This window comes from Stenotrophomonas rhizophila (assembly GCF_003751305.1).
In the GTDB taxonomy this organism is placed as follows: domain Bacteria; phylum Pseudomonadota; class Gammaproteobacteria; order Xanthomonadales; family Xanthomonadaceae; genus Stenotrophomonas; species Stenotrophomonas rhizophila_B.
Map to the genome: position 1 here is coordinate 632,059 of NZ_RJKV01000002.1, position 25,017 is coordinate 657,075.

The window sequence follows — 25,017 nt, forward strand, 5'->3', positions numbered from 1 at the left end:
CACGCCAATGACCGTGGATCGTGACGTCGCCCACCACACCGCGCTCGATGCCCAACTGGTCGAGGCGGTAGGCGGGATCAAACTGCTGGGGCTGACCAGCTGGCCGGCCGCGCTGCAGGCACCGTTCCTGGCCAGCGTCGCCCGCGGTCAGCCAGTGCTGCCGCAGGTCGACTATCCCAGACTTGATTTCGCCGATACCCGCCACCGGCTGGCTGCGATCAGCGCGCAATGCGATCCCGACCATCCCATCGGCCTGTACGTGCAGCGCTCGGCGCACAGCTGGGATCAGGCCGCCGGCCTGCTCGAGTCGCTGGGCACCGCCGAGGTGGACCGTTACTCGGTGGAACTGTTCGGCGCGCCCGAGCAGCCGCTGCCCGGCAATGGCCCCAGCACCCGCGATGCCGCCCGCCACTTCATCCAGATCGCGCAGGAGCTGGACCATGAGCTGCTCGCGCCGGAAGAACAGGTGCCGGTCTCGGCCACTGCGCTGCAACTGCAGCTGCAGAGTGATCTGGATGCGTTCTTCGAATCGCGGATCATCAGCGTCCAGCTCGATCCCGACCTGATCTCCAAGGCCGCCGCCGGCCCGAACCGGATCCGTCTGCGCACCAGTGCGCGTTTCAGCGCCTACGACCGTGCGCAGCTGTTTCACCACGAGGCGCTGGTGCATTCGCTGACCGCGCTCAACGGCCGCGAGCAGCCGCACCTGCCCAGCCTGGCGCTGTCCTCGCCGCGTGTCACCGCCACCCAGGAAGGGCTGGCGACCTTTGCCGAGCAGATCACCGGCAGCATCGACATCGAGCGCCTCAAGCGCATCAGCCTGCGCACCGAAGCCATCGCCATGGCGCGCGAAGGGGCCGATTTCATCCAGGTGTTCCGCTACTTCTGCGCGGCCGGCCAGAACAACGAAGAGAGCTTCGCCTCCGCCCAGCGCGTGTTCCGCGGTGTGCCCCCGAGCGGTGGCGCGGCCTTCACCAAGGACACGGTGTATCTGCGCGGGCTGGTCTCGGTGCACACCTTCTTCCGCCACATGCTCGCCGAAGACCGCCTGCAGGTCTGCCGCTGGTTGTTCGCCGGCAAGATGTCGCTGACCGACGCGATCGCCTTCGCCCCCTTGTTTGAAGAAGGCATCCTGCGACCACCGCGTTGGCTGCCGCATTGGGTCAGCCGCGCGAACGGATTGGCCGGCATGCTCGCGTTCTCGCTGTTCGCCAACCGCATCCGCATGGATCAGCTCGCCCCCGAGTAGTGCCGGCCGCTGGCCGGCTGCCTCGCGCTCCCTCCGCGCGCTCCCATGCGTCAATGAGCACTGCATCGCAATTCATCTGTGATGCGCTGAATCGTAAACATCCTTTCATGTTCCGCTCGCATGCTGGTCATGCACCTGCATTGCGCAGGTCATCTTCCCCCATGTAACGGACGACCATGCTTACCCGACCCCTGACGATCGCGGTGGCGCTCGCGCTGTGCGCCGCCACTGCCAACGCTGCCGATGTAGACGCCACCGCCGCTGCCAACGTCGCGCTCAGCGCGCAGACCCTGGATACCGTTTCGGTGATCGGCCAGGGTGAGACCCGCCAGGTGCAGCGCATCACGGCCGTGGACAAGGAAGTGCTGCCGCCGGGCACCAGCGGCCAGAAGATCCTTGATCGCCTGCCGGGTGTATCCGTGCAGTCCAACGATGCCTTCGGCGCCAACGAAGAATCGCAGACGATCAGCCTGCGCGGCTTCGACAAGAGCCGCCTGGGCTACACGCTGGATGGCATTCCGCTGGGCGACAACAGCTACGGCAACTACAACGGCCTGAGCATCGCCCGTGCGCTGATCGCCGAGAATCTCGCCGGCGCAGAACTGTCCCAGGGCATTGGCTCGCTGGGTGTTGCCTCGACCAGCAACCTCGGCGGCACCATCCAGTACTTCTCGCAGGACCCGTCCACCGAGTTCGGCGGCAAGGCCAGCGTCACCGTCGGCGATGACAACCAGCGCCGCGGCTACCTGCGCGTGGACACCGGCGACATCAACGGCTTCTCGGCCTATGTCTCCGGCGTGCATCAGGATTCGGACATGTGGGCCGAACCGAACCAGAACCAGACCACCCGCCAGTTCAATGCCAAGGCGATCTGGAACGTGGGCGACAACCGCTTCGGCGCCTTCGCTGCCACCTCGCGCGTGAGCCAGGCCAACTACGCTTACCTGTCCAAGAGCATGCTCGCGCGTGGCCTCGGCTGGGACTGGAACATCTACGCACCGGACTGGGATCGTGCCGTTGCCGCCGCCTACTGCGCACCCGGCACCTACAACGCACAGAAGTGTGCGTTCACCGGTGGCGTCAACAGCATCGATGACGCGTACTACCAGAGCCGCGCGCTGCGCGACGACAACCTGTACTCGCTGGATGCCGACCTTGCGCTGGGCGACAGCGCCCGCCTGAAGCTGCTTGGCTACCACCACGAGAACCGTGGCCAGGGCCACTGGTGGGCACCGGGCCAGCCGTCCAACCCCGGCACCCCGGAGATGCTGCCGATCTCCATCCGCAGCACGAACTACACCATCAACCGCCAGGGCATCACCGCCGCGTTGAGCTGGCAGTGGGGCATCCACGAATTGGAAGCGGGGCTGTGGTACGAACGCAACGACCACAACGTCGAGCGCAATTTCTACTACATCACCGGCCCGTTCCTGGATGACGGCTACCTCAACTACCCGGACCGACGCCTGTTCGATCAGGACTTCGACATCCGCACGCGCCAGTTCTACGTGCAGGACCGCATGCGCTTCCTGGACGACCGCCTGACCGTGGATGTGGGCATCAAGAGCCCGAACACCCGCATGACCGCCAACGCGAAGCCGGGCACCGAAGCCAGCTACGCCTCCGGCACCCTGACCGCCAAGGAATCGGTACTGCCGCAGGCCGGCATCGGCTTCAAGCTGAGCCCGAATCAGGAAGTGTTCGCCTCGTACTCGGAGAACATCGCCGCCTTCGTCGGCGGTGGCAGCGGCGGCCCGCTGCAGGTCTCCCCGGAATCCTTCGCGGCCAGCGCCGGGCTGGAACCGGAGAAGTCCAAGACGCTGGAAGCCGGCTTCCGTACCTTCGGTGAAAAGTACCAGGCCTCGATCGCCGCCTATCACGTGACCTTCGACAACCGCCTGCTCTCGCTCAATCCCTGCACCAGCATCGAAGTGGGCACGCGCCCGGAGTGCATCACGCGCTTCATCAACGTGGGCTCGGTGAAGAGCCGCGGCGCGGAACTGACCTTCATCCTCAAGCCGATGGATGGCCTGCAGTGGTACAACGCGCTCTCGTGGAACAAGACCACCTACGAGGACAACTACACCTCGGGCGGCGCGATCGTGCCGGTGGCCGGCAAGATCACGGTGGACACGCCGGAGCGCATGGCCTCCAGTGAGATCAGCTGGAACCGCGATGGCTTCTTCGCGAGTCTGCGTGCGAAGTACACGGGCAAGCGTTATTACACCTACACCAACGATCAGTCGGTGCCGGGCGTGACGACGTTCGATGCGGGGATGGGGTATTCGTTCGGGCCGGGCATGGGTCTGCGCGATATCAAGGTGTCGCTCAATGCGACCAACCTGACCGACAAGCGGTATGCCGGCCAGCTGAGTTCGTTCGCGCCGACGGATCCGACCGGCACGCGCTATGCGATCCATGCCAGTGCGCCGCGCCAGGTGTTCATGACGGTGGCTGCGGAGTTCTGATCTCCGCTTGCTTGGGAAGGGTAGCCACCGACCGTTGGTCGGTGGCTTTGCTTTGTGCACTGGCAAGGAATCCACCCCAAAAGCTTAACGCCAAGAGCGCATTGTCCGTCCTGTGGCTGGGCCAGGCATGGGGTGTGTGGGTTCGCGGGACGCGCCGTAAACCCATCCATGGGGGCTCGTGAGCCGCATCCATGCGGCACAACGGTCCCGCCAACCCACACACCCCACGCCTCCGACAGTTGGCTGGTGGCCATGGTGAAGCAAAGCAAAGCTGCAGACGGACAGGCGCGGCGACTCGATCTGAGAAAGTCACGCAGATCAATCGAACCAAGCAGGCCAAGCAAGCCAACAGGCCAAGCCAATGCAACGGAGCAGCAGGCGCTGGTTTTTTCGTTGCGCACCAGCTCAGTGTCAAAGGGTAGGCACGGGTGGGTTGGCGGGACCGTGTGTTGCCAAGGATGGCAACACACGAGCTTACATGGACGTACTTGCAGCGGGTCCCGCCAACCCACCCGTGCCTGCCCAGCGCGACACGGGCCTGCAGTCCGGCTTTTGCCCCGCCGTTGCAGTTGCAGTTACAGTTTCTGTTGCCATTGCCATTGCCATTGCCATTGCCATTGCAAGTAGCCCAACGTTCCCGAAAGCTCGGAAGAAGAAGCAAAAAAAAGCCGCGATGCCAACCAGCATCGCGGCACACCTCGTGGGGGAGGCCACGCATCACGTGGGATGCGCAAAATCATCAGAACATGTGCAGACCACCATTCACCGCATAATCCGCACCCGTCACATACGCCGCATCATCGGATGCCAACCACGCACACAGACTCGCCACCTCCTCCGGCTTGCCCAACCGCCGGATCGGCACCGAACCTGCCAGACGATCCAACACATCCGGCGGAAAACTGCTGATCGACTGACTCGCGATATAGCCCGGCGAAATCGTATTCACCGTCACACCCCGCGTCGCCACCTCATTGGCCAGCGCCCGGCTGAAACCATGCATCGCCGCCTTCGCCGTCGCGAAATTCACCTGGCCGATCTGGCCCTTGTGCGCACTCACCGAGCCGATGTTCACGATCCGGCCCCAGCCCCGCGTACTCATGCCATCGATCACCTGCTTGGTGATGTTGAACAGCGCATGCAGGTTCGAACCCATCACCGCGTTCCAATCGTCCGGACTCATCTGCCGGAACAGCACATCGCGGCTGCCGCCGGCATTGTTGACCAGCACATCGATCTCGCCGACCTCGGCCTTCACCTTGGCGAACGCGGCCACCGTCGACGCCCAGTCCGCGGCATTGCCTTCCGAGGCGATGAAATCGAAGCCCAGTTCGCGCTGCTCGCGCATCCAGGCAGCCTTGCGCGGTGAATTGGGGGCGCAGCCGGCGACCACGGTGTGACCGTTGCGGGCCAGCTTCTGGCAGATGGCAGTGCCGACACTGCCCATGGCACTGGTGACGTAAGCGATGCGAAGAGTCATGGCGGAACGCTCCTTGGTAGGCGGATCAGGACGCAAGCGGATACAGGCCGAACAGCAGCCCACCGAACATCAGCAGCATCGAAATGGCGATGGCCCACTTCAGGGTGAACTTCTGGTGATCGGCGAACTCCACCTTGGCCAGGCCGACCAGCAGGTAGGTCGAGGGCACCAGCGGGCTGAGCAGATGCACCGGCTGGCCGGCCAGCGAGGCGCGCGCCATCTCCACCGGGGTGATGCCGTAGTTGCCGGCCGCTTCGGACAGGATCGGCAGCACGCCGAAGTAGAAGGCGTCGTTGGACATGAAGAAGGTGAACGGCATCGAGGCCAGCGCGGTGATCACCGCCAGGTAGGGGCCCCAGCTGTCGGGAATGATCGCCAGGAAGCTGTGCGACATCGCCTCGACCATGCCGGTGTTGTTGAGGATGCCGGTGAAGATGCCGGCCGCGAAGATCAGCGAGACCACGGAGAGCACGTTGCCGGCATGGTTGACCACGCGGCGGCGCTGCTCGGCCAGGTTGGGGTAGTTGATCACCAGGGCGATCGCGAAGCCGACCATGAACAGCACCGGCATCGGCAGCACACCCAGGATCAGCGCGGTCATCAGGGCGATGGTCAGGCCCAGGTTGACCCACAGCAGCTTCGGGCGCTTGGTGTCTTCGGCGTCTTCCACGGTCGGCAGGGTGTTGCCATCATCGGAGACGCTGTTGTCCATCCAGCTGCCGCCCTGCGGCAGGGTCACCACGCCAAGGCGACGGCGCTCCTTCATGCCCAGGTACCAGGCCAGCACCAGTACGCCGGCGCAGGCGATCACCATCGAGGGGATCAGCGGCACGAACACGTCGGCCGGGTCCACGTGCAGCGCGGTGGCGGCGCGGGCGGTCGGGCCGCCCCACGGGGTGAGGTTCATCACGCCGCCGGCGAGGATGGTCACGCAGGTCATGTTCAACGCGTTCATGCCCAGGCGCTGATACAACGGCAACATCGCCGACACGGTGATCATGTAGGTGGTCGAGCCATCGCCGTCGAGCGAGATCAGCATCGCCAGGATGGCGGTGCCAAGCACGATCTTCATCGGGTCGCCCTTGACGAAGCGCAGGATGATCCGCACCAGCGGATCGAACAGGCCCGCATCGATCATCACCCCGAAGTACAGGATGGCAAACATCAACATCACGCCGGTCGGCGCGATCTTCTTGATGCCTTCCAGCATCATGTCGTCGATGCCGGCCGCGAAGCCGCCGATCAGCGCGAACAGGATCGGAATGGTGATGAGGGCGACCAGCGGCGAGAGCCGCTTGCTCATGATCAAATACATGAATGTAATGACCATGCCAAAGCCGAGGATGCTCAGCATCATCTGCATTCTCCAGAAGAAACGGTGCGGGAAGTAGGCATCAGAAGTCGTACTGCAGGCGGCCGGTTACCGCGCGTGTGCGGTCCACGGTGGCGTCGGCCAGGCGGTCGCGGTTGCGGCTTTCGATCAGGTTGAGCATGAAGCGCAGGTTCGGGCGCATGTACCAGTTGCCACCCAGCGTCCACGCCTCGGTCTGGCCGTCGCGCAGGTCGGGCTGCCCGATCAGGTGCTGGTCGCCGCGCATCTGGTCATAGCGCAGTGCCAGTTCGAACGCGCCGGCGGCGTGCTGGAAATCCTTGACCCGGCCGAAGCGCCCGGTCTTGCGGTCATACACGCGCGACTCGCCGGTGACGAACCAGCTGACCAGGCCATAGCCGGCCAGCACTTTGCCGCGCTGGCTGCCGTCGTCGAAGGTGGCGCCGCTGAACTCGCCCTGCCACGACAGCGGGCCGCGCACCTGCGCGTACTCCAGCGACCACTTGTTGACGTCGGTGTCGCGCCCGGCCGAGAAATCGACCAGGGTCATCCGGCTGTTGTCGGAGAGATGGCCGGCCGGGCGCGGGCGGATGCGCAGGGCAGGCACGCCGTCGGTACCTGGGTTGTCGTATCGCTCATGCGCCAGCGACACGCCCAGGTGCAGCACATCACCGGCGGTGGCGCCCGGGGCCCAGGTCGCGCGGCCACCGGCGGCGCGGCCCTTGACCTGCCACGCGTCGATGCTCTCCAGGCTGTAGGCGCTGGCGGCCCAGGTCGTGTCGCCGCGTGCGGCCTGCCAGGAGGCGCCGAGGCGATACAGCGGCGCCAGCGTGGTGCCGGCATTGCCGCGCTCCAGGAAGGTGCCGTAGTTGGAACTGGTGCGGTCATCCAGCGAGAAGAACTGCTTGAACTGGCCCACGGTAAGCTTGCCGGCATCGCCGAAGCTGCGGCTGACGAACACATCCTTGGCCTCGACACGGTCGCCGGAGAAATCCGCTTCCAGCTTGTAGTCGACCACGAAGAACTTGCCGGATACGTCAAGCCATGCGCGACGGATCTCGGTGTCGTCCTTGTTCGGGGTGCCGCGGCTGTCATTGTGGAAGTCGGCGAAATCGAGATGCAGGCGGCCGCCCAGGCTGGCGGTGACCGGGCGGTCATCCTCGGTGTCGTCGGCGGCCCAGGCCGGCGCGGCCAGCAACAGCGTGCAGGCCGCAGGCAGGCACCAGCGCAATGCGTTCAGTTCCATGGACCCTCCAGGTACCGGATGTTCGGGGGTGACGCGATGGCGCAGCCTAGTGCCGGGATGCTGTCATCCACCTGTCAGTCATTGCTGCACCGCAGCGGAGCGCACGGATGCGGCTGCACGCGCTAGCATTCGTGCACCTTTCCCGATCCCGACCGATGCGCATCCTGCTGGTGGAAGACAACCCGGACCTGGCCGACGCAATCGTCCGCCGCATGCGCCGCAGTGGGCATGCCGTGGATTGGCAGAGCGACGGGCTGGCCGCAGCGAGCGTGCTGCGCTACCAGTCGTTCGATCTGGTCGTGCTCGATATCGGCCTGCCCAAACTGGATGGGCTGCGCGTGCTGGCCGGCATGCGCGAGCGCGGTGACAGCACGCCGGTGCTGATGCTGACCGCGCGTGACGGGATCGAAGACCGTGTGCAGGCGCTGGATGTCGGTGCCGATGATTACCTGGGCAAGCCGTTCGATTTCCGCGAGTTCGAGGCGCGCTGCCGTGTGCTCTTGCGGCGGACGCGTGGCCAGGCCAGCGAGGTGGTGCAGATCGGTGGGTTCCAGTTCGACAACGCCGCGCACCGGGTCAGCCTGGATGGCCAGCCGATCGAGCTGCCCAACCGCGAGTACCGTCTGCTGGAGATCCTGATGGGTCGGCTCGGACACGTGGTGGGCAAGGACGAGATCGGCAACGGCCTGTTCGGCTTCGATGATGAGGCCGGTCCCAACGCGATCGAGCTGTATGTCGGGCGCCTGCGCCGCAAGTTGGCTGATGCACCGCTGCGCATCGTGACCGTGCGCGGCAGCGGCTATCTGCTGGAGGCGCACGATGCGGCGGGCGAGGGCAGTCGCGATGGTGACTGAGGCCCGCGCGCCGACCTCGATCCGGCGCACGCTGTGGCTGTATCTGGGGGGGTTGATGGCACTGTTCGCGGTCGCATTGTTCTTTGGCGCGCGTGACTACGGCCAGCGTGCGGCCAATCGCTCCTACGATCACCTGCTGGTGTCCTCGGCGCTCTCGATCATCGATTCGGTGGCGCTGGTGGACGCGCAGTGGCAGGTGGATCTGCCCTATGCCTCGCTAGATCTGCTGGCCATGGCGCCGGAAGACCGCGTGTTCTATCGCGTTTTCGATGCGCGCAACCAGACCGTGACCGGCTACGACGATCTGCCGGCGCCACCGCGCACGCCGACCGATCGCCCGCAGCTGTTCGACGCGCCCTACAGCGGCGAAACCGTGCGCTTCGTGGTGGTGTCGCGGCGGGTGTCATCACCGTCCGCGCAGGCCGAGGTGCGTGTGCAGGTCGGGCAGACCCGGCGGGCGCGCGAAGCGCTGGCGCAGGACATGGTGACCCGCGCGCTGGTGGCGATCGTGGTGCTCTCGCTGTTGTCGCTGGCGCTGGTCGCGCTCGGCGTGCACCGGGCGCTGCGCCCGCTGGTGCGGGTCGAACGTGAGCTCTCGCGGCGCGAGCCGTCCGATCTGCGGCCGCTGGATGCGACCACACCGCAGGAGATGGACCAGATGGTCGGCGCCTTGAACCACTTCATGGGCCGGCTCTCGACCAGCAATGAAACTCTGCGTGCGTTCATGGCCGAGGCGGCGCATCAGATGCGCACGCCGCTGGCCGCACTGCGTGCACAGGCGCAACTGGCGCTGGATGATGAAGACCCCGAAGACATGCGCCGCAGCCTGGAGGCCATCGAGCGCAATGCCACGCACATGAGCCGTCTGCTCAATCAGTTGCTCAGCGATGCCAGTGTGATTCACCGCGCCAACCTGCAGCGCTTTGCGCTGGTCGATCTGGCCGAGATCGTGCACCAGGGCCTGCACGAGGCGTTGCCACAGGCATTGCCGGCACCCCGCGTGCAGCTGGCGGTGACCAGCGATCCGGCGTGGGTCAACGGGGATGCCCTGCTGCTGCGCGAAGCGATCAAGAACCTGATCGACAATGCACTCAAATACGGTGGCGACGGCGCGTTGCAGCTCGCGTTGACCACGGATGACAGCCACTGCGTGCTGACCATCGCCGACCATGGCCCTGGGATCGCGCCCGCCGATGCGGAGCGGGTCTTCGAGCGCTTCGCGCGCGGCGAGGGCGCAGCTGCCGGCGGCGCCGGGCTCGGCCTGGCGATCGTCAAACGCGTGGTCGACAGCCATGGCGGCCATATCGACCTGTCCAACCGGGTCGACGGTGGCCTCATCGCCACCATCCGGCTGCCGAGGAGATACGCATGAAACGCTGGCAGGGCCTGTTGATGTTGATGTCGCTGTTCGCCACCACGGCTTATGCCGATCCCGGCGACGTGCAGCGCTTCCCCGCGCAAGGCGCGCCGACCGCGCAGCTGCGCATCCACGGCTCGACGGACATCGAAGTGTTCGGCACGGTCATTGCCGACTACCAGCGGCTGCATCCCGGCACGGAGGTGATCTACGAAGACATCATCACCCAGGACATGTACGCGCGTTACCTGCGTGATCGCAGCGGCGCGGCCGCACCGGACATGCTGATCAGCAGTGGCATGGACCTGCAGGCCAAGCTGGTCAACGATGGCCACGCGCTGGCGCATCGCTCGGCGCAGACCGATGCGTTGCCCGCCTGGGCGCAGTGGCGGCACGAGGCATTCGGCATCAGCTATGAGCCGGTCGCGATGGTCTACAACACGCGCACGCTGCCCGCGTCGCGCGTGCCACATACCCGTCGCCAACTGCTGGAGCTGCTGCGCGCGCCGGATGCGCCGCTGCTGGGCCGGGTCGGCACCTACGATGTCCAACGCAGCAGCGTCGGGTATCTGCTCGCCACCCAGGATGGCCAGCGCGGCAGCATGGCCGGCGCGCTGCTGGGCGCACTGGGAGACAACCGGGTGCAGCTGGAGGAGCGTACCGGGGTGCTGCTAGACCGGGTCAGCAGCGGCCAGCTCTCGCTGGTCTACAACGTGCTGGGCTCCTACGCGCAGGCACGCATCGATGCCGGCGCGCCGCTGGGCATCATCGAGCCGGAGGACTACACGCTGGTGATGCTGCGTACCGCGGTGATCCCGCGCGGCGGAAAGCACCCTGAGGAGGCCCGCCGGTTCCTGGATTACCTGCTGTCGCCCCGTGGGCAACAGGTGCTCTCCCGCGAAGCGCGTTTGATGCCGATCCTGCCGGCGGCGGGCCAGCGCCGGGGCGCCTCGCCCGAGCGCAGTTATCGCCCCATCCAGCTGGGCCCGGGCCTGCTGGTATATCTGGACGCGCTCAAGCGCCGCCAGTTCCTGGAGGCATGGCGCGGCAGCATGCAGCAGGGACGGTGAGGCCGACAACGGCCTCGCCGTCCCTGCTGCCCGCGCATTCCGCCTCAACCCCGCGCCGTTGGCGCGCCCCCTTCAACACGAAGGGGGCTCTTCTCCAGACACTCAACGTGTATCGGCAGGTTGGGTCCGCTACGCCGCAGGGATGCCGGTAGTGACGGCCGCTGGCCGTCAACCTCATTACAATGGCCCGCATGAGTGACATCACCGTTCTGGTCGCCGACGACCATCCCCTGCTGCGTGCTGCGGTCGTGCATTCGCTGCGCCAGGCGCTGCCGCAGGTCACTGTGATCGAAGTGGCCAGCGCCGCCACGCTGGAGAGCGCGCTGGACCAGCATGCGGAGATCGAGCTGGTCCTGCTCGATCTGACCATGCCCGGTGCACGCGGGTTCTCCTCGTTGTTGCATGTGCGCGGCGCGCATCCGGACGTGCCGGTGGTGATCGTGTCCTCCAACGATCACCCGCGGGTGATCCGGCGTGCGCAGCAGTTCGGCGCGGCAGGTTTCATTCCCAAATCCGCGCCGGCCGAAACCCTCGGCCAGGCGGTGGCCGCGGTGCTCGATGGTGGGGTCTGGTTCCCGGCGATGGCGGCCGAACGCTCCGAATCCGATGCGCTGCTGGCCACGCGCCTGGCGCAGCTCACTCCGCAGCAGTTCCGGGTGCTGTTGTGCCTGGCCGATGGCCTGCTCAACAAGCAGATCGCCTACGAACTGGGCCTGGCCGAGAACACGGTGAAGGTGCACGTCACCGCGATCCTGAAGAAGCTGGAATGCCACAGCCGCACACAGGCGGCGGTGCTGGTCAAAGCGCTGGAGCCGGAAGGCGATGCGGGCGCCGGCGTCTAGCGGCACGGTCTCAGCTGCGGTGTCGTAGCAGCAGCTGTGTCATCAGGGCCCGCAGCGCGGGCGGGCGCACCGGCTTGGACAGAAAGCCCCAGCCGTTCTCCGCAGCGTGGGCCTTCAACGCGTCATCGCGCTCTGCGGTGACGAGGATCACCGGCGGGCGCGCATGCCACAGGCCGCACAGGTGTTCGTACAGATCCGGGCCGTGCCACTGGCCCATGCGCACGTCCAGCAGCAGAAGCCTGGGCACGTTGAAGGCCGAGGCGATCTCCAGCGCGGCCTGCGGTCCATCGGCCAGTTCCACCACACAGCCCCAGCGCTCCAGCAACGCGCGGGTGGCGGCGCAGACACGCGGGTCGTCGTCGATGCTCCAGACCCGGCAGTGGCGCAACGGGCTGTCATCGCCGCTATCGACCACCGGGGCGACCGCGGGCGCCGGCGCGATCACCACGTCCGCGGCCTCACCCAGGGCCAGACTCACTGAAAACACGCTGCCACGCCCCAGCGTCGAACGCAGCCGGATCGGGTGGCCAAGCAGGCGGCCGATCCGCTCCACGATCGCCAGGCCCAGCCCGGCACCACGTTCCTGGTCCACCCCGTCGTCGAGGCGTCGGAACTCTTCGAAAATCTCACCCTGCAGGCTCTCCGGTATACCGGGTCCCTGGTCGTGCACCTCGATGCGCAGCTGACCGCCGTCGCGGCGGCAGCCGATCAGCACGCGGCCGCGCGGGGTGTAACGCAGTGCGTTGGACAGGAAATTCTGCAGGATCCGGCGCAGCAGGGCCTCATCGCTGACTACCACCGCGCGCGTGTCCACCCAGCGCAGCTGCAGGCCACGGCTGTCGGCGGCCAGGCCGAATTCACGCGCCAGCGTTTCCAGCAGCGGCGACAGCGCGAACGCACGCACATGCGTCTTCAGTGCACCTGATTCGAGTCGGGAGATGTCCAGCAGGCTGTTGAGGATGGCGTCCTGCGCGGCCAGCGCGGCGTCCACATGTTCGCTGAGCTCGCGGGCATCGCCCTGCAGTTTGCCGCGCAGCACCGAGACGAACATCCGCGCAGCGTTCAACGGCTGCAGCAGGTCGTGCACGGCCGAGGCCACGAAGCGCGATTTGTAGCGGTTGGCCCGCTCGGCTTCACGGCGCGCTTCATCCAGATCGCGGGTGCGCTCGGCGACGCGATGCTCCAGCGCATCGGCGAGCGAGCGCAGCTCGCGTGCGGTGTTCTTGTAGGCGGTGATATCGGCGTAGCTGGTGACGAAACCGCCGTCGGGCAGCGGATTGCCGCGGATCTCCAGCACGGTGCCGTCGTCTTTCTCGCTCTCGCGCATGTGCGGGCGGCCGCTGCGCAGGTGGTTCAGGCGGCGCTCGATGGCTTCGTCGATCGGGCCGGGGCCGAGCAGGCCGCGGCGCGCGTTGAAGTGGAAGATCTCTTCGATCGGACGACCCACCCGGATCAGCCCGGTCGGGAAGCGGAACAGCTCCAGATAGCGGGCGTTCCACGCCACCAGCTTCTGCTCGTTGTCGATCACCACCACGCCCTGCGGCAGGTGCGCCAGGCTGCGGCTGAGGCCGCTGTCGGCCTGCTGGGCGGCCTGCAGCACGCCGTCCTGGGCGGTGCGCAGCTCCTGCGCGTGCTGCTTGAGCACGCTCTCCAGCTCGCGCCGGCTGCGCTGCCGGTGGGCCGCCAGGCGCCGACGCTGCTGCACGAACAGGCCCAGGAAACACAGCGCCAGCCAGATGCCGCCGGCGGCCAGCGCGGCGCTGCGGCCGACCGCCGTGCTGGCGCTGGCATCGTGCAGCAGGTGCAGCTTCCACTGCGGCTCGCTCAGCGCCAGGGTCTGCCACAACACCGGCCGTGGCAGCGCGGGCTGCTCGATGCGGACCATACGCCCGCCATCGGCGAGCAGCTCCAGGACGCGCGCCTCCAAGGGCTGCAGCGACCGATCCGCGTACTGGCGGGTGGCCAGCATCTCGTTGCGTTCCTGTGGACCGAGTGGGCGCAGCAGGCGGTAGCGCCACGCATCACCGTTGGCCAGGAACACCACGTCATGCGCATCGGTGGCGAGCACGATGTCCGGGCTCTGCAGCCACTCCTGCTCCAGCGCGCGCAGTTCGATCTTGATCGCGACCACACCCAGCACGGCGCCGCGTTCGTCGTAGATCGCCTGGGAAAGGAAGTAGCCGGGCACGGCAGTGGTCATGCCGATGCCGTAGAAGTGCCCGCTGCCGTGCGCCATCGCCTGCTGGAAATAGGGGCGGTAGCTGTAGTCCTCGCCGACGTTGGTGGTCGGCTGGTCCCAGTTGCTGGCCGCCACGGCGATGCCGTGCTTGTCGATCAGCGTCAGGGTCGAGGCGCGGGTGACATTGTTGGCCTGGGCCAGTTTGAGATTCAGCCGCTGGCGTTCTGCGGCGGTGAGCGGGTGGGACACGGCCTGGTGCAGGTCCGGATCCAGCGCCAGCACCTGCGGCAAGGTGCCGAAGCGATCGATCCGCTGCTGCAGGGTCTGCGCGTACAGGCCCAGCTGGCGCCGGACCTGCAGGCTTTCGTCATCCAGCGCCCGCTGCTGTGCATAGCGCCCGGCCAGCAGCGCGCACAGCACCGTGCCGCCGAGCATCAGGGCGATGATCAGCAGCCAGGGGCGATAGCGGGAGACGCGGTACATGCCGTCAGTCTAGGCAGGACACGGCGGACGCGCGTCAACGCGTCCGCCGGGCGGGATCAGAAGTGCATCTGAGCGCGCAGTTCGAAGATTTCCGGCTGGCTGCGGACGCCACGACGGCTGGCGTCGACCTTCACGTAGTTCGCCTGGAACTTGAAGTGCGAGGTCAGGTACCAGTTGGCACCCAGGGTCCAGTCGTGCTGACGGCCGCCAAACACATCGGCGTCATCCAGATCGATACGGCTGTAACGGGTCACCAGCTCGACCGCGCCGTAGCTGTGGGCCGGCTTCACGTTGGCCACGGCACCGGCGTTGTACGGGCGCGATTCGCCGGTCAGGATCCAGCTCGCCATTGCGTACTGGCCATTGCCGGTGTAATCCGGCTTGCCATCACGGCTGACCGTGGTCTGCAGCGCTTCGCCCTGCAGCGAGAACGGACCGCGGATCCAGATGCCTTCCACACCGGTACGGACGATCTTGTCGGCGGTGGTCAATGCACCGGAGTCGACCAGGCGGATGTCGGTCAGGCCGGCTTCCGGGCGCGCGCGCAGGCGGGCGCTGGCCGGGTGCGAGACATCGCGACCATCGCGGTAACCGCGCGGGTTCTCCTGCGAATAGGCCAGACCCAGGTGGATCACGTCGCCCGCGGCCTTGACCGGAGTCCACACCGCACGCACGGCCTGGGTGGTGCCGGGATTGTCACCCTGCAGATCCTTGCCGCCGTAGGCACCGGCCTGCAGCAGGTACTGCGGGCGCTCCAGCACCCATTCGGCACCGGTGCGACGGCCTTCGTAGAACGCCTGCACGGGCAGGGCGGTCTCCACGAAGCTGCCGGCGCGCGAGGAGGTGCCCGCGTCCAGTCCGACCGGGGTCTTCATGTAGCCGAAGCGGAAGCGGCCGATGTCGCTGCCGAAGAAGGCCTTGCTTTCGAAGCGGACGAAGACGTCCAGCCAGGTATCGGACTGGAAGTCGTAATAGACCATGGCGTCATACACGCCCTTCTTCTTCAGGGTCGCGCCGAATTCCTTGCGGCGCACGGCATCGGCATCCTCAATGCCGCTGTTGCCGGAGAAGTCGTTCAGGTCGTAGGCGATGTTGGCGGTGGCGGCCAGTTCGGTGCCATCGCTGAAGGTGGCCTTGGTCGGCCAGTTGTCCCAGTCGGCCGCGGTGGCGGCGAGCGGGGCGGTGGCCAGGGCCAGGGCAATGAACAGGGGTGTAGAGCGCATGGGCGGTAGCTGCAAGTAAGAGTGGGGCAGAACAACAACGGCCGCGAACGGCAAATCTTTGGGAATTTTACCCTTGATCCGCCGCAGGGCCACCCGCCGCCGTGGGGGCGCGGTGCCGGGCCAGTGTAGGCAGTGCGGTCAGCTGAACCGGGGGGCTAGTACCAATAGGTTATCTGCGTTGGCCCGATGCGGGCGTAAAAAGGCCACGCCAGATGCCGCCCAGCGCGGCCGGCATCCTTCGTGACACTGCCGGAGCTTCCCATGCACGTTCCCACCACCGCCCCGCTGGCAGCCAAGCCGCTGCCGTTCTACCGCCAACTGTATTTCCAGGTGGTGGTGGCGATCGTTCTCGGTGCCATCCTCGGCCATTACGAGCCGGCCTTCGCCGAATCGCTCAAGCCGCTGGGCGATGCCTTCATCAAGCTGGTGAAGATGATCATCGCCCCGGTGATCTTCCTGACCATCGTCACCGGTATCGCCGGCATGACCCACCTGCGCACCGTGGGCCGGGTCTTCGCCAAATCGATGGCCTACTTCCTGTTCTTCTCCACGCTGGCCCTGATCGTGGGCATGGTGGTGGCGCACGTGGTGCAGCCGGGCGCGGGGATGAACATCAACCCGGCCGATCTGGACCAGACCGCGGTCAACGGCTATGTGCAGAAGTCGCATGAGCTGACCCTGGTCGGCTTCGCGCTGGACATCATCCCGGCCACCCTGGTCAGCGCCTTCGTCGAAGGCAACATCCTGCAGGTGCTGTTCGTGGCGGTGCTGTTCGGCATCGCGCTGGCCCTGACCGGCGCCAAGGGTCGTCCGGTGCTGACCTTCCTGGAGGCGCTGACCGCCCCGGTGTTCCGCCTGGTCCACATCCTGATGAAGGCGGCCCCGATCGGCGCGTTCGGTGCGATCGCATTCACCATCGGCAAGTACGGGGTCGGCTCGCTGGTCAACCTGGCCTGGCTGGTCGGCTCGTTCTACCTGACCGCCTTCCTGTTCGTGGCGGTGATCCTGGGTGTGGTGTGCCGCCTGTGCGGGTTCTCGGTGTTCAAGCTGGCCCGTTACCTCAAGGCCGAACTGCTGCTGGTGCTGGGCACCTCCTCCTCGGAATCGGCGCTGCCCTCGCTGATGGAGAAGATGGAAAAGGCCGGCTGCAGCAAGTCCGTGGTGGGCCTGGTGGTCCCGACCGGCTACTCGTTCAACCTGGACGGCACCAACATCTACATGACCCTGGCGGCGCTGTTCATCGCCCAGGCGACCAACACCGAACTGACCCTGGGCCATCAGATCGCCCTGCTGCTGGTGGCGATGCTCAGCTCCAAGGGCGCCGCCGGCGTCACCGGTGCCGGCTTCATCACCCTGGCCGCGACCCTGGCGGTGGTGCCGGAAGTGCCGGTGGCCGGCATGGCGCTGATCCTGGGCGTGGACCGCTTCATGAGCGAATGCCGCTCGCTGACCAACTTCATCGGCAATGCGGTGGCCACCGTGGTGGTCTCACGCTGGGAAAACGCGCTGGATCGCGACCGCCTGGCGATGGTGCTGGACGGCCGCGAAGCCGAGCTGCCGCCGCTGGTCGTGGCCGACCTGCCGGACGCGCTGCCGGCCCCGGCGCACTGAGCCCGATGCCCTGATTGTGTGGTGCATGGTCGTGCCGTTCCTGCCGGGGCGGCACGGCCATGTTTTGTTTTCAAGGCCCGGTGCGCGGTGCTGGAATATGTGCGGTTGCAACATCGCCGCGACAGCGTAGCGACAGGTCCGTCCACGCCAACGGGGGTATGATCCCCTGTTCCTCTCGCCCATTCATCTGCAGAAAGCGATGTCCAACGAAGATTTCAAACAGGCTGCTCTCGATTACCACCGCATGTCGCCGCCGGGCAAGATCCGCGTCGCAGCGACCAAGCCGATGCTGACCCAGCGTGATCTGTCGTTGGCGTATTCGCCGGGCGTGGCACACGCCTGCGAAGCGATCATGGTCGATCCGCAGCAGGCCAGTGAACTGACCGCCCGCGGCAATCTGGTTGCCGTCATTTCCAACGGCACCGCCGTGCTGGGCCTGGGCAACATCGGCCCGCTGGCCGGCAAGCCGGTGATGGAAGGCAAGGGCGTGCTCTTCCAGAAGTTCGCCGGCATCGATGTCTTCGACATCGAGATCGATGAAAACGACCCGGACAAGCTGGTCGACATCATCGCTTCGCTGGAACCGACCTTCGGTGGCATCAACCTGGAAGACATCAAGGCACCGGAGTGTTTCATCGTGGAGCGCAAACTGCGCGAGCGGATGAACATCCCGGTGTTCCATGACGACCAGCACGGCACCGCGATCATCGTCGGCGCGGCCGTGCTCAACGCCATGCTCGTGACCGGCAAGAAGATCGAAGAGGTGAAGCTGGCCACCACCGGCATGGGCGCGGCGGGTATTTCCTGCGTCAACATGCTGGTCTCGCTGGGCCTGAAGAAAGAGAACATCCTGGCCTTCGACCGCGACGGCGTGATCCACACCGGTCGCACCGATCTGGACCCGGAAAAGGCGCGCTATGCGCGTGATACCGACAAGCGCACGCTGGCCGAGATCGTCGATGGTGCGGATATCTTCCTGGGCCTGTCGGCGCCAGGCATCCTTACCGCGGACATGGTCAAGACCATGGCCAAGGATCCGGTGATCTTCGCGCTCGCCAACCCGACCCCGGAAATCATGCCGGAAGTAGCCCGTTCGGTTCGCCCGGACGCGCTGATCGGTACCGGTCGTTCGGACTACCCGAACCAGATCAACAACGTGCTGTGCTTCCCGTACCTGTTCCGCGGTGCGCTGGACGTCGGCGCGACGGCGATCAACGAAGAAATGAAGATCGCCTGCGTGCACGCGATCGCCGCGATGGCACGCCGCGAGGCCAGCGACCTGGGCTCGGCCTATGGCGATGAGACCCCGAGCTTCGGTCGTGACTACCTGATCCCGCGTCCGTTCGATCGCCGCCTGCTGGTGGAGCTGTCGGGTGCCGTGGCGCAGGCCGCGATGGATTCCGGCGTGGCCACCCGTCCGGTCGCCGATATGGGCGCCTACCGCGAGAAGCTGGCCCAGTTCGTCTACCGCACCAGCCTGATGATGAAGCCGGTCTACGACCGCGCGCGGTCGGACAAGCAGCGCGTGGTGTACGCCGAAGGTGAGGAAGAAGTGGTGCTGCGCGCGGTGCAGAACGTGGTCGATGAAGGCCTGGCGCAGCCGATCCTGATCGGCCGCCCGGACGTGATCGAGGCCCGTGTCGAGCGCCTCGGCCTGCGCATGAAGGCCGGTGTCGATTTCGACATCACCAACATCAACGATGATCCGCGCTTCAACGAGTACTGGCAGTACTACCACAACCTCACCGGCCGTCGCGGTGTGACCGTGGCCGCCGCCAAGAACCTGATGCGCTCGCGGCCGACCCTGATCGCCGCCGTGATGGTGGCGCGCGGCGAAGCCGATGCGATGCTGACCGGCGTGGTCGGCCGCTTCCACAAGAAGCTCGGCTATGTGCGCAGCGTGCTGCCGCTGGAAGCCAAGGTGACCTCCACCTCGGCGATGACCGGCGTGATCAACCAGCAGGGCGTGTTCTTCTTCGTGGATACCCACGTGCAGGAAGACCCGACCGCCGAGCAGATCACCGAAGCGACGCTGCAGGCGGCTTACCGCATGAAGCTGTTCGGCATCGAACCGAAGGTGGCGCTGCTGTCGCACTCCAACTTCGGCAGCCACGACTCCAAGGACGCGCTGAAGATGCGGGCGGTCCGCGAGATGCTGCTCAAGCGCAACCCGCGCTTGAACGTGGATGGCGAAATGCAGGGGGATACCGCGTGGGATGAAGCCCTGCGCCAGAAGCTGCTGCCCAACAGCACGCTGAAGGGCCGTGCCAACCTGTTCGTGCTGCCCAACCTGGAAGCGGCCAACATCGCCTACAACCTGGTGCGCGTGTTCACCGACGGCGTGGCGATCGGCCCGATCCTGATGGGCGTGGCCAAGCCGGTGCATATCCTGACCACCAGCGCGACCTCGCGCCGCGTGCTCAACATGACCGCCATCGCGGCCGTGGATGCGCAGATCCGCAAGCAACTGGAGGCGGAGAAGAACGCGTAAGGCGTTCTTTCCCCTCTCGGTTGCCAGAACGCGCCCTTCGGGGCGCGTTCTCGTTTCGCGCAGCGAAACGGGTAGCTGCCGACCGTTGGTCGGCAGGCATCCTTTGTGCCTTTGGCCTGCGGTCGTTGTGGCATGTGCATCTGCCACACACGCGCCGCACAGACGTCATGGCTCTGCAACGTCCCAAGCGCCCAATACCCCCACGCGGCCCGGCCGTGGCGGCGCTCCGGTGGGGGCGTCGCCACCCTGGGCCCGACCAGATCCACCACGATCAGCCACGGGAACGGTGTCATGCGCCATCAACGGACGAAACGGTATTTCCAGCAGTTGTTCGCGCTGTACGCCGGCTTGGTTGGCGCGCGCTGAAGACGGCGCCGACCCACGGTCGGTACCTGCCATCGCCCCGTTGGCACCGATGGTATTGACGGTACCGATGGCACCGGTAGTGCCGGCCGCTGGCCGGCTCCCCGCAGACGCCGATCGGCCCCCCGGAGCAATCAGCGTGTCCGCACGTACTGCGCCCACAACACCGGCAACGCCACGCCGCTGAGGGTCTCCCACAGCGCCGGCGTATAGCGGCCCTCACGCAGCGCACCATCCAGCGCCTTCACCAGCCCGGGATGTTGCGCCTCGCTCCACGCCAGGAACGCACCGGTGACCCGGTAGCCGGTAGCGACGTTCTGCTCCGGTTTGACCTGCGTCGGCAACGCCCAGCCCGCCCCGGCATTGTCCCTGCCATAGCGGTCGCGTGCGTAGTCGGCGATGCCTTCCACCAGCCAGCCCGGCACGCGCGCATTGGCGTACTCCGGGTAGCCCTGCACGATGTGCATCGCCTCATGCGTGACCAGATCAATGTCGCCCGGGTGTTTGTGCAGCCAGGCCGGATTGATCGTGATCGTCGCCGCTTGTGCCTTCTCGCCGACAAAGGCGATGCCGTCGTAAGCCGGGTCGATCACGATGCCGACCTGCCTCGGTGCGGCCGGATGAAAATCGGCGCGCTCGCGCAGATACGCGCCGAAGAAGGTCTCGATGATGCGCTCCCGCACCGGCGCGGCCAGCGCATCGCTGGCGTCGCGGTAGTGCAGGGTCACGTCCTCGCGGGTCTGTGTGGTCTCGAACGCGTGCGCATCGGCGAGCCCGGCGGTGACGAGCACGGCGGTCAGCAGGCGCCGGGTGATGGGCAGGGCAGTCCTCATCGTGTCGGCGCCGGTGCGAGCAGTTCGATTTCTGCCAATTGCAGGCGACCCGGTGCACCGATGCGCAGCCGGTATTCGGCGTAGCGGCCCGGCTGGGCGATGCGGAACGGTCGGGTCTGCATGGCCCAGGCGAAGGCTTCGCCACGGCGCTGGTCGACCTGCACCCAGCGCCCCCCGGTGGTGCGCGCCTCCAGCGTCCACTCGCCACCGTGGATCGGGCCGTTGCCGCTGGTCAGCGTGTACATCGACGGCATGCCCGCTGCGACGTTGCTGAAAGTGATCGTGCTCGAGCCACCCAGCGGCAGTGCTGTGGCGGCGTCGTCATCGATCAACGCGGCGGCCGCGCGGCCATCGCCGAGCTGGGCGGCCGCGCCGCTGCCGAGAAGATCATGCAGCAGGGCCGGCTGCTGGCCGCGCGCTGTGAGCGAGCGCGGCGCATCGTCCGGGCCGCTGCCCCAGCGCGAGGGTTCCGGGCCCATGACGAAGTCCAGCGTGGCGCCCTTGGCCAGCAGCTCGTGCGGCAGCCAGGTCTTGGTCCACGGGGTGCCGTTGACCTTCAGCGACTGCACGTAGATGTTGCGGTCCGAGTTTTCCGGCGCGTTGACGGTCAGTACCGCGCCGCCCTGCAGCACCACGCGGGCATGGCGGAACAGCGGCGAGCCGATCACGTACTCCGGTGCGCCCATGCGCAGCGGGTAGATGCCCAGCGAGGCGAACAGATACCACGCCGAGGTCTCGCCGTTGTCCTCATCGCCCGGGTAGCCCTGGCCGATCTCGCTGCCCAGGTACAGGCGTGAGAGGATCTCACGCACATGCTGCTGGGTCTTCCACGGCTGCCCGGCATACAGGTACATCCACGGGATGTGGTGCGCCGGCTGGTTGCTGTGCGCGTACATGCCCATGCGCACATCGCGTGCTTCGGTCATCTCGTGGATGGTGCCGCCGTAGGAACCGGCAAACGCGGCATCGGCGGTTTCCGGCGTGGCGAAGAAGGTGTCCAGCTTGGCCGCCAGCTGTTCACGGCCGCCGTACAGCGCCGCCAGCCCTTCGCCGTCGTGCGCGGCGGTGAAGGCGAACGTCCAGCCGTTGGATTCGGTGTAGTCATGGCCCCACACGCGCGGGTCGTAGTCCTTCGCATCCAGGCGCCAGCTGCCATCGGGCTTGCGGCCCTGGAAGAAGCCTGCGGCAGGATCGAACAACGTGGCATAGGTGCCCGCGCGGTGACGGAAGTAGTCGGCCTCGGTGGCATAGCGTTCGCGCGCGGCCGGCGTATCGGCCTGCTTGGCCAGCACCTCGGCCATGTTGGCCACGCCGAAATCGTTGAGTGCGCCTTCCATCGTCCACGACATGCCCTCATGCACATCGGCGGTGGCATAGCCACGGAAGGTGGAACGGTCCATGCCCTTGCGCCCGACATGGCGGTCCGGCGGCACCACGGTCGCGTTCTTCAGTGCGGCAGCGTAGGCCTCCTGCGGGTCGAAGCCACCAATGCCCTTCAGCCACGCATCGGCGAAGGCCACGTCCGAACTCGTGCCCACCATCAGATCGGCATAGCCGGGCGAGGACCAGCGGGCGACCCAACCCCCGGCGCGGTACTGCTCCAGGAAGCCCTGCACCAGCGCACCAGCATCGTCCTTGGTGAACAGCGCATAGGCCGGCCAGGTGGTGCGGAAGGTATCCCAGAAGCCGTTGTTGACGTAGACCTTGCCGTCGCGCACCGGCGCGAAGCTGCGCGTGGCGCTGCCATCGGTGTTCTCATCCGAGGCGCTGGCCTGGCTGGCATAGCGCCAGTCCGGTGCCGCCGCGGTGCCGGCGTTTTCATGGCCGGAATTGGGATAGAGGTAGAGGCGGTACAGGTTGGAGTACAACGTCGTCTTCTGGTCATCGCTGGCATCGCCCACGTCGAAGCGGGCCAGGCGCTGATCCCACGCCTCCTGCGCGCGCGCGGCCACGCGATCCACATCGTCGTCGGCAGCCACTTCCAGTGCGAGGTTGTGGCGCGCCTGCTGGACCGAGATCAGCGAGGTGGCGATGCGCATGGAGACGCGGCGGTCGGTGCCCGCATCGAACTTGATGTAGCCGGTCGGGCGGCCGGTCTTCACCGTGCCGCTGCTGCGCCACGGGCGGTCGAAGCTGGCCACCACATACATGCGGGTGGCGCCGGTGGACAGGCCGCTGCGGGTATCGGTATAGCCGGAGAGTGTCTGGGTGGTGGCATCCAGCGTCAGCCCGCCGCGCGCGTCGACGTTGTCGAACAGCAGGTTGGCATCACCGCCTTCGGGGAACGCGAAGCGGAAGACGGCGGCGTGGTCGGTCGGTGCGATCGACGCGGCGATGCCGTTGTCGAAGCGCACGTCATAGCGGTACGGGCGGGCCCGCTCGTTCTCTCGCGAGAAGCTCAGCGCACGCTTGCTGCGGTCGGCCTCGGGCACGCCACGGGTCGCCGACGGCATCACCTGGAAGGTCTGGCGGTCGCCCATCCACGGGCTGGGCTGGTGGCTCAGCGCCAGCGCCTGCAGGCGGGGCCGGTTGGCCGCATCGTTCTGTTCGTTCCAGCGATACAGCCAGGTCAGTGAGCCGGCATCGGTCACCGGTGTCCAGAAATTGAAGCCGTGCGGCACGGCGGTCGCCGGGAAATTGTTGCCGCGCGAGAACGTGCCATTGGCCTGCGTGCCGCGGGTGGTCAGCACCCAGTCCGAGGGGCGCTGCGGCGTGCTGCGCGGTTGCGCGTCCAGGCGGACATCGTCGATCCAGCCGGCTACCGGCGCGCCGTCGGCGCTGGCCACCTCCAACTCCAGCGCGACCACGCGGCGTCCGCGCAGCGCCGGGGTATCGCCCAGGCGAACGGCTTTGCGCGCCCACTGTTGCGGGTACAGCGTCTTCGAGTCGCCCTGCGCACGCGCACCCAGTGCCACGCCGTGGTGATCGCGCGCGGCGCTGGCCGAGACCCGGGTGCCGTCGTCGAGTACCAGATCGAGCGAGACGTAGGTCGAGGCGACGGTGTCCTTGCCGACAATCTCGGGCAGCACCAGCCAGGACAGGGTGGTATCGGCTTCGATGGCCAGGTCGGTCGTGAACAGCTGGCCGCGCGTCGTGCCACCGGCGCTGGCGTAATGCAGCGCATGCAGGCCGCTGTAGCCGACGCCGGGCTTGGCCGCATAGGGCGCCGCCGGCCCGGTGCCGATCCGCACCTGCAGCGCGTCGTCGCCCGTGGCCGGGGCCGGCTGACCCGGCTCGAACGAGGTCTGCAGGCCCTGCGCGGCAGCCGGCAGGGCGATCGAGGCGCAGGCCAGGGCCAGGGCGAAGGGAAGGGCACGGCGGGCGGGGCGCAGGTCGGACAGGGTCATGCAAGGGTCTCCCGGGAAGGGCAGGCGGCAGGCAGGACCCGCATCGATGGCCACGGCGGACGGCGTCGCCCCAGCCATCGGCAGACGGCAGGAAAGAGGCGATGCATGTCCGGTGGGGGTCGGGCAGGCGATCGGGTCGATGATCGGTACCCGGACGATCCTGCATCACGGCAACTGGCCCTGACAAGTGCAATTAGTTCGATCTAAATCCGGCAAATTCGTTTCAATACCCGTTGTTGACAATGAATTTGGATCGATTTAAAAGCACCGGTGGTCCGTTGGGCGTGAGCTCGGCCGTCCCAACCCGGGGCGCTATGCTCCAGCGGCCGTCAGCAGCCGCCAGATGCTAGAATCGGCGGTCTCGCAACCCCCTTTGTGTGTCCACGCCATGAGCCATACCGCCACCGCGCCCGCCAATGCCGAGAAGCGTTACACCGTGCACCGCAGCGACCTGCCGCTGAGCTGCCCGACGCCGGAAATGGCGCTGTGGAACTCGCATCCGCGCGTGTACCTGCCGATCGAAGACGAGCCCAACTGCGAGGCTGCGTGCCCGTACTGCGGCGCTGTGTTCGTGCTCGCCGACTGATCCGC

16 protein-coding genes are annotated in these 25,017 nt (G+C 66.7%); 9 read left to right on the forward strand and 7 right to left on the reverse strand.

Annotation, left to right across the window (positions count from 1 at the left end):
• The first annotated feature begins 7 nt into the window (after nucleotides 1-7).
• Complete coding sequence (locus EDF74_RS11370) at nucleotides 8-1,249, forward strand: flavohemoglobin expression-modulating QEGLA motif protein (protein ID WP_123730226.1); 1,242 nt, start codon at nucleotides 8-10, stop codon at nucleotides 1,247-1,249.
• 176 nt (nucleotides 1,250-1,425) lie between these two features.
• Nucleotides 1,426-3,717 (forward strand): TonB-dependent receptor, encoded by a 2,292-nt coding sequence (locus EDF74_RS11375; RefSeq protein WP_123730227.1) that lies wholly within the window; start codon nucleotides 1,426-1,428, stop codon nucleotides 3,715-3,717.
• A gap of 739 nt (nucleotides 3,718-4,456) precedes the next feature.
• Here the strand turns inward: EDF74_RS11375 and phbB are convergent.
• The 3 genes from phbB to EDF74_RS11395 are packed head-to-tail and all read right to left on the reverse strand — an operon-like array spanning nucleotide 4,457 to nucleotide 7,773.
• Entirely contained in the window at nucleotides 4,457-5,197 is a 741-nt protein-coding gene (gene phbB / locus EDF74_RS11385) for an acetoacetyl-CoA reductase (RefSeq protein ID WP_123730229.1), read from the reverse strand.
• A 25-nt stretch (nucleotides 5,198-5,222) separates the two neighbouring features.
• Nucleotides 5,223-6,551, reverse strand: coding sequence for a CitMHS family transporter (locus EDF74_RS11390; RefSeq protein WP_070473693.1), 1,329 nt, complete (start codon nucleotides 6,549-6,551; stop codon nucleotides 5,223-5,225).
• A 40-nt stretch (nucleotides 6,552-6,591) separates the two neighbouring features.
• Nucleotides 6,592-7,773, reverse strand: coding sequence for an OprO/OprP family phosphate-selective porin (locus EDF74_RS11395; RefSeq protein WP_123730230.1), 1,182 nt, complete (start codon nucleotides 7,771-7,773; stop codon nucleotides 6,592-6,594).
• Nucleotides 7,774-7,928: 155 nt separating this feature from the next.
• Between EDF74_RS11395 and EDF74_RS11400 the strand changes: the two genes are divergently transcribed.
• The 4 genes from EDF74_RS11400 to EDF74_RS11415 all read left to right on the forward strand — a co-directional run bounded on the left by EDF74_RS11400 (nucleotide 7,929) and on the right by EDF74_RS11415 (nucleotide 11,896).
• Nucleotides 7,929-8,627, forward strand: a complete 699-nt coding sequence (locus EDF74_RS11400; protein ID WP_123730231.1) for a response regulator transcription factor — start codon at nucleotides 7,929-7,931, stop codon at nucleotides 8,625-8,627.
• On the forward strand, nucleotides 8,617-9,999 hold the full coding sequence (locus EDF74_RS11405) for a sensor histidine kinase (RefSeq protein WP_123730232.1): 1,383 nt from the start codon (nucleotides 8,617-8,619) through the stop codon (nucleotides 9,997-9,999). The genes EDF74_RS11400 and EDF74_RS11405 overlap by 11 nt, the downstream gene beginning before the upstream one ends.
• Before the next feature lie 20 nt (nucleotides 10,000-10,019).
• Entirely contained in the window at nucleotides 10,020-11,054 is a 1,035-nt protein-coding gene (locus EDF74_RS11410) for an ABC transporter substrate-binding protein (protein ID WP_260232280.1), read from the forward strand.
• Nucleotides 11,055-11,245: 191 nt separating this feature from the next.
• On the forward strand, nucleotides 11,246-11,896 hold the full coding sequence (locus EDF74_RS11415) for a LuxR C-terminal-related transcriptional regulator (protein WP_123730234.1): 651 nt from the start codon (nucleotides 11,246-11,248) through the stop codon (nucleotides 11,894-11,896).
• A 10-nt stretch (nucleotides 11,897-11,906) separates the two neighbouring features.
• On the opposite strand, the gene EDF74_RS11420 is transcribed toward EDF74_RS11415, so the two are convergent.
• Together EDF74_RS11420 and EDF74_RS11425 are read right to left on the reverse strand one after the other, a co-directional pair.
• Nucleotides 11,907-14,558 (reverse strand): hybrid sensor histidine kinase/response regulator, encoded by a 2,652-nt coding sequence (locus EDF74_RS11420; RefSeq protein WP_123730235.1) that lies wholly within the window; start codon nucleotides 14,556-14,558, stop codon nucleotides 11,907-11,909.
• Nucleotides 14,559-14,614: 56 nt separating this feature from the next.
• Nucleotides 14,615-15,781 (reverse strand): OprO/OprP family phosphate-selective porin, encoded by a 1,167-nt coding sequence (locus EDF74_RS11425; protein WP_123730236.1) that lies wholly within the window; start codon nucleotides 15,779-15,781, stop codon nucleotides 14,615-14,617.
• 261 nt (nucleotides 15,782-16,042) lie between these two features.
• Here EDF74_RS11425 and EDF74_RS11430 point away from each other — a divergent pair, with 261 nt between their 5' ends.
• Complete coding sequence (locus tag EDF74_RS11430) at nucleotides 16,043-17,392, forward strand: dicarboxylate/amino acid:cation symporter (RefSeq protein WP_123730237.1); 1,350 nt, start codon at nucleotides 16,043-16,045, stop codon at nucleotides 17,390-17,392.
• Between the two features lie 199 nt (nucleotides 17,393-17,591).
• A complete protein-coding gene (locus EDF74_RS11435) occupies nucleotides 17,592-19,883 on the forward strand; it encodes an NADP-dependent malic enzyme (RefSeq protein WP_123730238.1) in 2,292 nt (763 codons plus the stop codon).
• Nucleotides 19,884-20,380: 497 nt separating this feature from the next.
• Here the strand turns inward: EDF74_RS11435 and EDF74_RS11445 are convergent, their stop codons facing one another.
• Together EDF74_RS11445 and EDF74_RS11450 are read right to left on the reverse strand one after the other, a co-directional pair.
• Complete coding sequence (locus EDF74_RS11445) at nucleotides 20,381-21,079, reverse strand: basic secretory family protein (RefSeq protein ID WP_260232249.1); 699 nt, start codon at nucleotides 21,077-21,079, stop codon at nucleotides 20,381-20,383.
• Nucleotides 21,076-24,426 (reverse strand): GH92 family glycosyl hydrolase, encoded by a 3,351-nt coding sequence (locus EDF74_RS11450; RefSeq protein WP_123730240.1) that lies wholly within the window; start codon nucleotides 24,424-24,426, stop codon nucleotides 21,076-21,078. The genes EDF74_RS11445 and EDF74_RS11450 overlap by 4 nt, the downstream gene beginning before the upstream one ends.
• A gap of 388 nt (nucleotides 24,427-24,814) precedes the next feature.
• On the opposite strand from EDF74_RS11450, the gene EDF74_RS11455 reads away from it, so the two are divergent.
• Complete coding sequence (locus tag EDF74_RS11455; RefSeq protein ID WP_019183790.1) at nucleotides 24,815-25,012, forward strand: zinc-finger domain-containing protein; 198 nt, start codon at nucleotides 24,815-24,817, stop codon at nucleotides 25,010-25,012.
• Nucleotides 25,013-25,017 lie beyond the last annotated feature (5 nt).